The sequence below is a fragment of the Prevotella sp. P5-64 genome, assembly GCF_002251285.1.
GTDB lineage: Bacteria > Bacteroidota > Bacteroidia > Bacteroidales > Bacteroidaceae > Prevotella.
Genome location: NZ_NPJK01000009.1, coordinates 1 through 13582, shown reverse-complemented (window position 1 = coordinate 13582; position 13582 = coordinate 1). Strand labels below are relative to the sequence as shown.

11 protein-coding genes and 1 tRNA gene are annotated in these 13582 nt (G+C 50.2%); 11 read left to right on the top strand and 1 reads right to left on the bottom strand.

Annotation, left to right across the window (positions count from 1 at the left end; genetic code table 11):
* The first annotated feature begins 121 nt into the window (after positions 1–121).
* From CIK87_RS01940 to CIK87_RS14210, 11 genes are all read left to right on the top strand, one after another.
* Complete coding sequence (locus tag CIK87_RS01940) at positions 122–1414, top strand: hypothetical protein (protein WP_094384999.1); 1293 nt, start codon at positions 122–124, stop codon at positions 1412–1414.
* Positions 1415–1438: 24 nt separating this feature from the next.
* Positions 1439–2095, top strand: a complete 657-nt coding sequence (gene lptC, locus CIK87_RS01935) for an LPS export ABC transporter periplasmic protein LptC (RefSeq protein WP_022311643.1) — start codon at positions 1439–1441, stop codon at positions 2093–2095.
* A gap of 3 nt (positions 2096–2098) precedes the next feature.
* Positions 2099–3370 carry a hemolysin family protein gene (locus CIK87_RS01930; RefSeq protein ID WP_022311644.1) on the top strand — a complete coding sequence of 424 codons (1272 nt, stop codon included), beginning with the start codon at positions 2099–2101 and terminating at the stop codon, positions 3368–3370.
* A gap of 104 nt (positions 3371–3474) precedes the next feature.
* Positions 3475–5616, top strand: a complete 2142-nt coding sequence (locus CIK87_RS01925; protein ID WP_094384997.1) for a peptidylprolyl isomerase — start codon at positions 3475–3477, stop codon at positions 5614–5616.
* Positions 5617–6255: 639 nt separating this feature from the next.
* On the top strand, positions 6256–7545 hold the full coding sequence (locus CIK87_RS01920) for an ATP-binding protein (RefSeq protein WP_022311646.1): 1290 nt from the start codon (positions 6256–6258) through the stop codon (positions 7543–7545).
* Positions 7546–7923: 378 nt separating this feature from the next.
* Positions 7924–10341 carry a ferrous iron transport protein B gene (gene feoB, locus CIK87_RS01915; protein WP_094384995.1) on the top strand — a complete coding sequence of 806 codons (2418 nt, stop codon included), beginning with the start codon at positions 7924–7926 and terminating at the stop codon, positions 10339–10341.
* Positions 10342–10363: 22 nt separating this feature from the next.
* Positions 10364–11560 carry an L-serine ammonia-lyase gene (locus CIK87_RS01910; RefSeq protein ID WP_094384993.1) on the top strand — a complete coding sequence of 399 codons (1197 nt, stop codon included), beginning with the start codon at positions 10364–10366 and terminating at the stop codon, positions 11558–11560.
* A 207-nt stretch (positions 11561–11767) separates the two neighbouring features.
* Positions 11768–11838, top strand: a tRNA-Cys gene (locus tag CIK87_RS14215).
* A 401-nt stretch (positions 11839–12239) separates the two neighbouring features.
* Complete coding sequence (locus CIK87_RS01900) at positions 12240–12509, top strand: hypothetical protein (protein ID WP_144008072.1); 270 nt, start codon at positions 12240–12242, stop codon at positions 12507–12509.
* A gap of 21 nt (positions 12510–12530) precedes the next feature.
* Positions 12531–13037: a hypothetical protein gene (locus CIK87_RS01895; protein WP_094384987.1), complete on the top strand. Its 507-nt coding sequence runs from the start codon at positions 12531–12533 to the stop codon at positions 13035–13037.
* 139 nt (positions 13038–13176) lie between these two features.
* On the top strand, positions 13177–13320 hold the full coding sequence (locus CIK87_RS14210; RefSeq protein ID WP_158216178.1) for a hypothetical protein: 144 nt from the start codon (positions 13177–13179) through the stop codon (positions 13318–13320).
* A 47-nt stretch (positions 13321–13367) separates the two neighbouring features.
* On the opposite strand, the gene CIK87_RS01885 is transcribed toward CIK87_RS14210, so the two are convergent.
* On the bottom strand, positions 13368–13582 hold a 215-nt coding region (locus tag CIK87_RS01885), incomplete at its 5' end, for a transposase (RefSeq protein ID WP_254046492.1).

Here is a 13582-nt window from a genome sequence, read left to right as displayed (position 1 = left end):
ACACGGTCTTCAAAAATGTATTAAAATGTTTCACAGTGCAAAAATAGCTTGTTTTTTGGACTTTTCGTATCATATTTCAATTTTTTTCGATAATTTTGCACGCTATACAACACATACGTTAATGAAAAGAATAATTCTTAGCATAGCCCTTATGGGTTTAGCGGTACTGAATATAACGGCACAGAGTGGCACCAACTCTCCTTATAGTCAGTTTGGATTGGGCTTGTTGGCCGACCAGTCGAGCGGATTCAACCGCGGTATGAACGGATTGGGCCTGGGATTTCGCGAGCACAATCAGGTCAATTATCTCAACCCCGCCTCTTACTCTGTTATCGACTCACTTTCTTTTATCTTCGATGTGGGAATAACAGGCCAGATAACCAACTTCAATGAGAATGGCAAGAAGCAAAATGCCAACAACGCCGACCTTGAGTACATCGTGGCCGGTTTCCGCGCGTTCAAGAACCTCGGCGTCAGCTTCGGTATCATTCCCTTCACCACCGTGGGTTACAACTACGGAACTTCCTCCTATGTAGGCAACCAGATGACCGTGATGTCTTCCAATACCTATTCGGGTAGCGGCGGTGTACATCAGGCATATTTTGGTGCAGGTTGGCGCCCCATCAAGTACTTATCCATCGGTGCCAACATCTCTTATCTGTGGGGCAACTACGACCGCTCGCTCGTAAACCGCTACAGCGACTCGTATGCCAACACCTTGGCACGTTATTTCTCTGCCGACATACGCAGCTACAAGCTCGACCTGGGCGTGCAGGGCATACTGCCGCTGAGCAAGAAGAATACCCTCACCGTAGGTGCCACCTATAGCCCCGGACACAAGCTCAACGCCGACCCCGAGTGCATGGTCATCTCGACCAACACCCAGCAGGCCGTAGCCGACACCACCCGCTATAGCATCACCAATGGTTTGTCTATCCCCGACATGTTCGGTGTAGGTATCGCCTTCAACCACGACAACCAGTGGAAGGTGGGTGTCGATTATACCTGCCAACTCTGGGGCGACATCCAGTTCCCCGAGTTCTCTGTAGAGAACGGCGTGTCTCAGTTCACGCTCAAGAATTCGCTCAAAGACCGCCAGAAGATTACCGTTGGTGGCGAATACTGCAAGGCTGAGTATGGCCGCAGCTTCTTCCAGCGCATCAAGTATCGCGTCGGTGCATCCTACGCCACACCCTATGTCACCGTCAACGGCCAGGACGGCCCCAAGGAGGTCAGCGTCAGTGCTGGTTTCGGCTTTCCCATCGTCAACGCCTACAACAACCGTTCTTACCTGAACATCAGTGGCCAGTGGGTTCGCTCCACAGCACCAGGTTACATCAAGGAAAACATCTTCCGCATCAATATCGGCCTCACTTTCAACGAGCGTTGGTTCGCCAAGTGGAAGGTTGATTAATATAGAGGTATAAAAAGACTTACAGTGTCAAGACGCTTAACCATCATCTCGCTGCTTGCAGCCCTTTTCTGCATCTCCTGTCAGGAACAGCAAGAGCACACAGCTCCCGCCATCAATCCCCGCGATTCGGTGGCGATGATGATTTCCTATGGCGTCAACACGCTCATTTCCGACTCGGGCGTCATCAAGTACCGCATTGTCACTGAGAGATGGGAGGTCAACCAGAACCGCAAGCCCTCGCGATGGATATTCGACAAGGGACTGTTTCTGGAGCAGTTTGACCAGCGTTTCCATGTAGAGTCCTACATCCAATGCGACACTGCGTATTATTATGATGAAAGCCGACTGTGGGAACTGCGCGGTAGAGTACACATTCTTACCAACGACGGACTGCGTTTCTCCAGCGAGCAGCTCTATTGGGATGAACTCAGACACGAGCTCTACTCCCATGTCTACTCCAAGTTGGTTACCCCCGAGCGCGAGATTGAGGGCAGCTACTTCCGCAGCGACGAAAAGATGACGAAATACTACATATCCAACAGCAAGGGTTCGTTCGTGAAAGGCGACTTTGACAGCAGCGAGAGCGACACAGTGACGACAGCCAAAGACTCGGTGGCTCCACAACTACGCCCGGCTCCGATGCCACAGCGCCGCAACACGTCAATACCAATTATGCACTAAATCATGTTAGACAACATAGACATACCGCTACTTATAGGCATCCTGATTTCCATGGTTCTTTCAGCATTCTTCTCAGGCATGGAAATCGCTTTCGTCTCCAGCAACAGAATGCGCGCAGAGATGGACAAGGAGAAGAATGTATTCACCCAGAAGCTACTTTCGGTATTCTATAGCCACCCCAACGGCTTTGTGAGCACCATGCTCGTAGGCAACAACATCGTGCTGGTGGTCTACGGCATCTTGTTTGCCAAGTTCTTCGACAAGACGCTCTTTGAGCCGCTCGACGTCGGTATGCGCGTAGCTGCCGACACCATACTCTCGACCATCGTGGTATTGTTCACCGGCGAATTTCTGCCCAAGACGCTGTTCAAGAACAATGCCAACAAGCTGCTTACGCTCTTTTCGCCCATAGCCTATTTCTTCTATATTATCCTATGGCCCATCAGCAAATTCTCTACCCTGTCTGCCAAATTTCTGCTCAGACTGATAGGCAAGCGCATGGAAAAGGAAGACGACGACGAAGGGTTCTCCAAGGTCGACTTGGACTACCTTGTCCACTCGTCGCTCGACAACGCCAAGGCCGACAGCCCCATCAATGACGAAGTCAAGATATTCCAGAACGCCCTTGAATTTTCAGACATCAGGGTGCGCGACTGCATGGTGCCACGTACCGAAATCAATGCCGTAAGCATAGACTGCAGCATCGAGGAACTCCAGCAGAAATTCATCGAGAGCGGCAACTCCAAGATTATCGTTTACCGCGATGATATCGACAACATTATAGGCTACATCCACTCGCTCGAGCTGTTCCGCAACGCTGCCGAGTGGAAAGAGCATGTATGCCAGATGCCGTTCGTACCTGAGAGCATGGCAGCGCAGAAACTGATGAAGACATTCCTGCAGGAGAAGAAATCACTGGGCGTGGTGGTCGACGAGTTTGGCGGTACCAGCGGCATCGTGGCGCTCGAGGACATCGTCGAGGAAATCTTCGGCGACATCGAAGACGAGCACGACAGCACCAAGTATATCGCCAAGCAGCTCGACAACGGAGAATATCTGCTCTCTGCCCGACTGGAGATAGACAAAGTCAACGAGATGTTTGATCTGGGACTCCCCGAAAGCGACGAATACATGACCATCAGCGGACTCATACTCCACTACTACGAAAGTTTACCCAAACTCAACGAGATAGTGACCATCGGCAAGTTTGAGTTCAAGATTATCAAGAATACAATGACCAAAATCGTCCTTGTACAACTAAAAGTTAATGCCTGAGAGCAAATTTTCGGCGAAAAGTGCCGTGGTTTGCTTTCTTTTTACTATTTTTGTAGGCATTTAGAAAAAACGAGAAAACAATAATAATAAAAACTATAATAATAATGGCAGCATTAGGAAAAATTAGAAGCAGAGGCGGCCTGCTGATAGGTATTATCGCACTGGGCCTTTTTGCATTCATCGCCGAAGAAATGGTTCGTTCGTGCGAAACTACTAAAAACGACCAGCGTCAGCAGGTCGGTGAAGTATTGGGAGAGAAAATCAATTTTCAGGAATTCCAGAAGCTCGTTGACGAGAACACCGAAATCATCAAGATGCAGCAAGGTACTGAAAACCTGAATGAAGACCAGCTCAACCAGGTTAAGGATATGGTTTGGAGCACTTACGTTCAGACCAAAATCATCGAGAAGGAAGCCAAGGAACTGGGCCTCACCGTTACCGACGGCGAGTTGCAGAACATCCTGAAGCAGGGTACCAACCCACTGCTCATGAACACTCCGTTTATCAACCAGCAGACTGGACGCTTCGACGTCAACCAGCTGCAGAAGTTCCTCGCCGAGTACAAGGCCCAGCAGGGTGTAAATCCCCAGATGGCACAGCAGTACAACAGCCTGTACAAATACTGGAACTTCATCGAGAAGACTCTGCGCCAGCAGACTCTTGCACAGAAGTACCAGGCACTGCTCGGCAGCTGCTTCATCTCCAACGCCATCGAGGCCAAGGCTTCATTCAAGGAGGAGAACGAAGAGGCTCAGGTTGAGCTCGCCGCTCTGCCCTACTCTTCTATCGATGACAGCAAGGTGACCATCGAGAAATCAGACCTCAAGGCCAAGTACAACGAGCTGAAGCCCCGCTTCGAGCAGTTTGTTGAAGCCCGCGACATCAAGTATATCGACATCGAGGTAGTACCTTCGGCAGCCGACCGCGCCGCTATCAAGAAGGATTTCGAGGCTTATCACAACGACATGGTTGCTGCCGCTGACCCCGCAGAGGTGGTACGCAAGAGCGCATCGCTCATCCCCTATCTGGGTCTGCCCGTGACCAAGGCTGCATATCCTATGGACATCGCTGCCCAGCTCGACTCTATGGCTGTAGGTCAGACATCACGCGTCTTCAACAATGCTCAGGACAACACCATGAACATCGTGAAGCTCGTGTCTAAGACCCAGATGCCCGACTCTATCCAGTATCGCCAGATACAGGTGGCAGCCGAGACACCCGAAGCATCCAAGGCTACTGCCGACTCTATCTACCGCGCACTCGCAGCAGGTGCCGATTTCGAGGCACTCGCCAAGAAGTACAACCAGACTGGCGAAAAGCTGTGGATAACCACTGCCCAGTATCAGGCAGCTCCCTCTATGGACAAGGACACCAAGAACTTTATCAATAGCCTCAACACTCTCTCTGCCAATGAGACCAAGGTCATCAACTTCACTCAGGGCAGCGTAGTGCTTCAGGTCATAGACCGCAAGGCTATGGTCAACAAGTATGTTGCAGCCGTTGTCAAGAAGACCATCGAGTTCTCTAAGGATACTTACAGCGCCGCTTACAACAAGTTCAGTTCGTTTGTAAGTGCCAATGACACCGAGGAGAAGATTGTCAAGAATGCAGCCAAGGCTGGCTACACCGTAAGAGAAGCCAACGACATCACTACCGCTCAGCACAACCTCGCCGGCATCCACAGCACCCGCGACGCTATGAAGTGGTTGTTCGAGGCCAAGGAGAAGGAAGTATCTCCTATGTATGAGTGTGGTGACAACAACCACCTGCTCGTAGCCGTTCTCGACAAGGTTCACGCCAAGGGCTACCGCGGTCTCGACGATGCTCAGGTAATGGACATGGTCAAGGCAGAGGTGATGAAGGACAAGAAGGCAGAGATGCTGATGGAGAAGGTTAAGGGCGTGAAGTCTGTCAACGAGGCTAAGGCCAAGGGCGCTACCGTAACCGCTATCAACCAGGTTACCTTCGCTGCTCCTGTATTCGTTACAGTTACCGGTTCTACCGAGCCCGCTCTGAGTGGTGCCATCGCAGCTACAGCCAAGGGCAAGTTCTGCAAGACTCCCGTGAAGGGCAATGCAGGTGTATACCTCTTCAGCGTTACCGGCAAGACCATGCGTCCCGGCAAGCTGGATATCAAGACCCAGGAGGCCAAGCTCAACCAGAGAGCCATGCAGATGGCTGCAGGTTATATGAGCGAGCTCTACGCCAACGCCAAGATTGTTGACAACCGCTACCTCTTCTTCTAAGCGATTACACCTTATTAATATATATAATCCCGATGTCCTCAACCAGGGCATCGGGATTTTTCATGCGCGAGGATTACGCCCCCGCTCCTAAGCAAACCGTGGTGAGAGTGTGCGGTTTTACCCAGAAAAGAAATATATCCATTCATACAATTGTATAGAGCATGTTCTTCATCCCGCAAACCAGCTTAGCCAGCTCGTACCGTTTGAAACGAGCCCACGTACCTTACGATACGTAGGCACGTGACATTTGATACGGACTCACGTTTCAATCGTTACGCACCAGCAACCACAACCTCAAGACAACCAAATGGCTCGATAATGAGCTGAAAGGCCATCAGAAAACTCGCAAAAACTGTAAAATAAGGCGTTCTAAGAGCAAGAAATTTGTAAAATAAGGCGTTCTGGAGACGCAAAAACTGTAAAATAAGGCGTTCTAAGAGCAAGAAATTTGTAAAATAAGGCGTTCTGGAGACGCAAAAACTGTAAAATAAGGCGTTCTAAGAGCAAGAAATTTGTAAAATAAGGCGTTGGATAAGCGTATTTTTCGTAACTTTGTGCCGAAACATATGCACTTTGCATAGGCGAATGTGCTAATGACAATTGAATGCTTGAATAATTATACAAAAAACAACTATCCTTATGGACAAAAGGGCTCTTGAAGTAATACTGACCGACCAAAAAGCAGAAATAGATAACTGGTCAAGCGTGTATCTGTGTTCCCGCTACGAAGAAAGACTTGTAGATTTGAACAGTCCACAAGCCCAAGTTGTCATAGGTGTACGTCGAAGTGGCAAATCAACACTCTGCCTACAAACACTTGCAGATGCAGGGTTAGTATTTGCATACGTAGATTTTGACGACGAACGTTTGGTTGATATAGAGGCAAATCAATTAAATGACATACTCGAAGTATTGTATAAGATTTATGGTGATTTCAAGTATATCTTTCTGGATGAAATCCAAAATATAAAGCAATGGCCCCTCTTTGTCAATCGGCTCCTGCGTACCAAAATGCATGTTGTCTTGACAGGAAGTAATGCCAAGCTGCTGAGTAATGATTTGGCCACTCACCTTACTGGACGAAGTAGTGAAATTGCCTTGTATCCCTTCTCGTTTGCCGAGTATTGCAGGATAAAAGGCATCAACACCAAACTCCATTCCACAAGGGCCATCGCCGCTCAAAGGAGTGCCTTCGACGACTACACGAAACAGGGTGGTTTCCCTGAGTTACTCCAGGTGAGAGATGGTAGGAAATATATTAGCAATCTCGTTAACAACATCTTGAAACGAGATATAGAGCAACGCTATAAGATTGCATATCCAGCCCAATTTGAGAATATGGCACACCACCTACTCAACACATCGCCATGTATAGTTTCTACCAAGGACTTAGTTGAGCTATTTGATTTCAAGTCTCCCCATACGGTGCAAAACTATATCAAGTACCTCAAGGAAGCATACATTCTCATTGGCGTAAAGAAGTTCTCTTCAAAAAGCAAGTTACGCATCATAGGAGAGAAGCTATATGCCATCGACGTAGCGATGATGAATCAAAGAGACAATGCTTTTGCGGGCGAAAACTTAGGATGGCGCCTTGAGACCATAGTATTGCTCCACCTGATACGCAAGTGTAAAAACGAAGGCTGGGATGTCTATTATCTCAACGACCGTTCTGGAGAATGTGACTTTGTCGTGTGTGATGGCAACAGAGTACTTCAATGCATTCAAGTGTCTTATGACATTTCGTCTGAAAAAACCCGCAAGCGTGAAATTAATGGTTTGCTCCTTGCCCACCGACAAACCAAATGCGAGAACTTACTTCTACTGACAGACCACCAGTATGAAGAATTGGAGATAGACGGACTCCATATTCATATCAAACCTGTGTATGAATGGAGTGCCGGTTTCTTCGATGATAATTCTTATTAGCAACAATGATAACACCAGTGAAGAGCATGGAAACATACAAATCCATGCTCTTTGCGTATACAAGAATGGGGTAAACATGTAATATAAGTTACCACGCCACATTGCCATTCCTCCTATAGCTTCCCCTAAAGGTGGCGTGCTACTTTCCGAGAGCTACCAAGGCGAGCAAAGAATGGACGACGGTACAATCTGCACCTGCCATTCTTCCCCATTCCTCTCCCCCAGCCATCCCACGGCATCGGCAGGAGAGTCGGCACCTTGCTGAGATTACGTTGGGATGGCTTAGTTTTTTTGACTGGCACAAATAAAAACAAGGGCAGATTCTTTGTGTTACACACTACTTTGAGTAACTTTGCATCAGATTAAACCAATAGTAGAATGAAACTTTCAGAACTTAAAACCGGTGAGAAAGGCGTTATCGTCAAAGTGCTTGGACACGGCGGCTTTCGCAAACGCATCGTAGAAATGGGATTTATCAAGGGCAAGAAAGTGGAGGTGCTGCTCAATGCGCCGCTCCACGACCCAGTGAAATACCGTATTATGGGATATGAGGTTTCTCTGCGCCATAGCGAGGCCGACCAGATTGAGGTGGTTACCGCCGGAGAGGTCGCCAAGACACAGACCAATATCAAGCCCGAAATAGAAACCAACGCAGGCACAGACACCCATACCGCCGAGGCGCCCACCGACCAGCAGCTGGAAGACGCTGCCATCCGCAAGAGCCACGACATCAATGTGGCGCTCGTGGGAAACCCCAACTGCGGCAAGACATCGCTCTTCAATTTCATCTCGGGTGCCCATGAGCATGTGGGCAACTACAGTGGCGTGACGGTAGACGCCAAAGAGGGCGTGGCAGAGATGGACGGCTACACCTTCCATATCGTCGACCTGCCTGGCACCTATTCGCTGTCGGCCTATTCGCCCGAAGAAATCTACGTGCGCAGACAGATAATCGACAAGACGCCCGATATCATCATCAACGTGATAGACAGCAGCAACCTGGAGCGCAACCTCTATCTCACCACCCAACTCATAGACATGCACGTGCGCATGGTATGCGCTCTCAACATGTTTGACGAGTCCGAGAAGCGAGGCGACCATGTCGACGCCGACCGTCTGGGACGCCTCTTCGGTGTGCCCATGGTACCCACCGTCTTCACCAACGGCCGTGGTGTGAATGAACTCTTCGAGACCATCATCCGCATGTATGAGGGCAACGAGGACGACGACCCTCACTACCGCCATGTGCACATCAACCACGGCCACGAGATAGAACATGGCATCGAGGAAATCCAGGAGCACCTGAAGAAGGCAGCCAATCTGCGCCACCGCTACTCTACCCGCTATCTTGCCATCAAGTTGCTTGAAAATGACAAGGAGGCCGAACGCTATATCCGCACGCTGCCCGATGCCGAGGAGATACTGCGCCATCGCGACGAGGCGGCACGGCGTGTGAAGGAGGAAACGGGCGACGACAGCGAGACAGCCATCATGGACGCCAAGTACGGATTTATCAACGGCGCGCTGCAAGAGGCCGAATACTCTACCGGACACAAGAAAGACACCTATCAGGTGACCCACCTCATAGACCGCATCATTACCAACCGCTTTGTGGGCTTCCCCATCTTCATCCTGCTCTTGCTGGTGATGTTCTCTGCCACCTTCCTTTTGGGACAGATACCCATGGGATGGATAGAGGACGGCATCGCCTGGCTCGGCACGATGGTGGGACAGTATATGCCCGACGGCCCGCTCAAGGACATGATAGCCGACGGCATCATCGGTGGCGTGGGAGCAGTGATAGTCTTCCTGCCTCAGATACTCATTCTCTACTTCTTCATCTCCTATATGGAGGACAGCGGCTACATGTCGCGCGCAGCGTTTATCATGGACCGTCTGATGCACAAGATGGGGCTCCACGGCAAATCGTTCATCCCGCTCATCATGGGCTTTGGTTGCAATGTGCCGGCAGTGATGGCCACGCGTACCATCGAGAGCCGCCGCAGCCGTCTGGTCACCATGCTCATCCTGCCGATGATGAGCTGCTCGGCGCGACTTCCCATCTATGTCATGATTACCGGCACCTTCTTTGCGCTGAACTACCAGCCGCTCATCATGTTGTCGCTCTATCTCGTGGGCATCGTGATGGCGGTGATACTGAGCCGCGTCTTCTGCCGCCATGTCATCAAGGGCGAAGATACGCCCTTTGTGATGGAGCTGCCACCTTACCGCTTCCCCACCTGGAAGGCCATTGGCCGCCATACGTGGGAGAAGGGCAAGCAGTATCTGCGCAAGATGGGCGGCATCATCATGGTGGCGTCGATAGTGGTCTGGGCTTTGGGTTATTTCCCTCATCATGAAGGACTTACTCCCCAGCAACAGCAGGAGCAGAGCTACATAGGACACATCGGCAAGGCCATCGAGCCCGTTTTCCGTCCACAGGGTTTCAACTGGAAACTCGATGTGGGACTCGTCTCGGGCATCGGCGCCAAGGAGATAGTGGCATCTACCATAGGCGTGCTCTACGCCAACAGCGACGAGATGGGTTCCGACGACGGCAACACCCGCAAGTACGAACTGCTGCACCAGATGATGGCCGCCGACGGCATCACCCCGCTCACGGCCTATTGCTTCCTGCTCTTCGTACTGCTCTATTTCCCCTGTCTTGCCACCATTGCCGCCATCAAGTCCGAGACGGGCTCATGGCGATGGGCGCTCTTTGCCGCCGGCTACACCACGGTGCTGGCCTGGGTGGTATCTGCACTGGTTTTCCAGATAGGTTCACTCTTTGTCTAATTACCCCATTACTATATCTATAATGAAATCACTTACTGAGTTATACAAGATTGGTAAGGGCCCTTCATCGAGCCATACCATGGGACCACAGAAGGCCGCCAAGATTTACGCCAAGCGCCACCCCGACGCCCACCTGTTCGACGTGACCCTCTATGGCAGTCTGGCAGCTACGGGCAAGGGCCACATGACCGACACCGCCATCATAGAGGTGCTCTCGCCCATCGCCACAGTCAACATACATTGGGAGCCCAACATCTTCCTGCCCTACCACCCCAACGGCATGAAGTTCACAGCCGACGGCGCCGACGAGTGGATAGTCTACAGCGTAGGCGGAGGTGCCCTCTCTGAGGGTAAGGCCGAAGATATGTTTGATACACCTGAAGTCTACGAGATGAACTCGCTCAACGAGATTCTTGCCTGGTGCGACCAGAACGGCCGCTCATACTGGGAGTACGTCGATTTGTGCGAAGGCGATGTGGTATGGCCCTATCTGCAGGAGGTATGGGAGACTATGCAGGAGTGCGTGGAGCGTGGTATCAACCACGAAGGCGTACTGCCCGGCCCGCTCAATCTGCCCCGCAAAGCCCCGACCTATTATGTCAAGGCCACAGGCTACAAGCAGTCGCTGCAGACACGAGGCCTGGTCTATGCCTATGCTCTTGCCGCCAGCGAAGAGAATGCCTCGGGTGGCACCATCGTCACCGCCCCTACCTGTGGTGCCTGTGGCGTAGTGCCAGCCGTACTATACCATCTTTCCAAAGGCCACAAGTTCAGCGACACCCGCATCCTGCACGCTCTTGCCACGGCTGGAATCATCGGCAACGTGGTCAAGCAGAACGCCTCCATCTCCGGCGCCGACGTGGGTTGCCAGGGCGAGGTGGGCGTAGCCTGCGCTATGGCCAGTGCCGCAGCCTGCCAGCTTTTCGGTGGCAGCCCGGCACAGATAGAGTATGCGGCAGAGATGGGATTGGAACACCACCTGGGTATGACCTGCGACCCGGTATGCGGATTGGTTCAGATACCCTGTATCGAGCGCAACGCCTTTGCCGCAACCCGCTCGCTCGACGCCAACCTCTACTCGGCGTTCTCCGACGGCAAGCACCGCGTGAGCTTCGACCGCGTGGTACAGGTTATGAAGCAGACGGGCCACGACCTGCCTTCACTCTACAAGGAAACGAGTACAGGTGGACTCGCCAAGACTTTCAAGAATATCAAGTAGACCATGCAGTATATCGCGACATACATCATCCTCGCCCTATGCGCCATATTTGTGGCGTATAGGGTGTACAGGGTGTTGAAATGTCACAAGACTTGCTGTGAGAACTGCGCTTTTTACGACAAATGCAGCAGCAAACACAAAAAACATGGCTGAAAATTTGGACAGCTCGATTATTTGCACTATCTTTGCACTCGCAATTTAGCACAGGGTACCTTGGCCGATCGGTTAGGTAACGGTCTGCAAAACCGTGTAGAGCAGTTCGACTCTGCTAGGTACCTCAAAGACAAAGGACATAAATCTTATGATTTATGCCCTTTTTGTATATACCCTCGAAAGGCTATCCCGCTCTTCCAGTACCGTTACATCTGCCACAAGTTCTGGTACACGAACCATAACAGATGCCACATCTGATAGTACCCTTGTCATTACTGTTAATACAACGAGGCTTCTTTGATGAATATGGATTGTATCCTTTTCCACTACGTCCGCCACAAACCTGTCGACCTGAGCCATTTGACCACAACGGGAGGCAGCAGGCTGCATCATACGATTTTCTCCCCCAGCCATCACTTTCCTGCCGATTTTCTTTGCGCGTGTGCACATTATTATTATATTTGCACAAAGAACATCTTAACCCCAGTCCATGCGCCACCAAATTGTCATAATGCTGTTGGGGCTCATGACCACTCTGAGCCTCCCTGCTTTCGCCATTGCCGGAAGCAGAGAGAGCAGACACGCCACCCAACCCTACAAATACATCGGCAAAGAGCTCGACCGCACCCACGGCCTGGACTGGTTACATAAGGGAGGAGTGACTACACGAGAAGATTTTTTAGTGAATAATAAAGAGGTTATATCCGAGTTCAATATTTATATAACAGGAAATTCAAATGAAACATTAATAACTGGGAATGCATTAAAAATGAGAATATTTTACGTCGAGAATTAGGAAAGGAAGAAAGGAAAGAAGATGAACACCAAGGGTAAATGTTTTGCAATAGTAATTTGTTGGTTGCTTTGCACGCCGGCACTAAGCAATTTGCAGACTATAGAGAATAGGAAATGCGAAATAACCAATGTTATATGGACAAAAGGCATGGATGTCGTAATAGAAAGAATGCCAAATGGCAGACAAAAAAAAACAACATATTATGTGGGAAATGGATGTTTCCCGACATTTATACTTTCCAATATTTTTATTGGAAAGTATTGGATGGAATCATGCCAGGATGAAGAGCCTATATTTTTTAAGTGGCATCACATTCTACCAGATTCTCTTTATATAGATGGAAAAGGGGATGCATCTTTCCCGAAAGGCAAATACAGATACAAACTGGTTCCCAAAAATAAGAAACAACACTATACTTATTTGTATTTGTATTCCAACCCATTTAACTATACTATATATATCACAAACGACTCCATTTTTAATCAGACACCAATATTCTCTTTACAAAGCCGGCAGCAGGGTCTATGAGGACGGCGTGCTCAGCCGCCTGCTCTTCGACGGGGGATATGTGTCCTTCAGGGACTCCGTCCCCACATACCACTATTACATCAGGGACTACTTAGGCAACAACCGCGTAGTGGCCGACGCCCACGGAAACGTGGAGGACGTGAACCACTACAACCCCTATGGCGCACTCATGGGCGACAGCCGCAACACCGGCCGGCAGCCCTACAAGTACATAGGAAAGGAGCTGGACCGCACTCACGGCCTGGACTGGTACGCCCACGGTGCCCGCCACTACGCCCCGTGACCCCCTATCCCGGGTCAGCGGATTTTTCCGGTTGGTAACACCGTATGTTAGGAATAAAGTGTTGCCAGCCTGTACATGAAGAACCTGATATCCCCTACACCTCTGAACTGTGTTCTAAAAGCCTTGATTTTAGCATTGAACGATTCTGCCGATGCATTGGTAAGCCTTTCCTCAAAATAGTTGATGATGGTATCGTTGTGGTTCTCAAAGGTTTCAATAACCTTGTTGAAACCTTCATACCCGAAATCTTCGACATCATTGT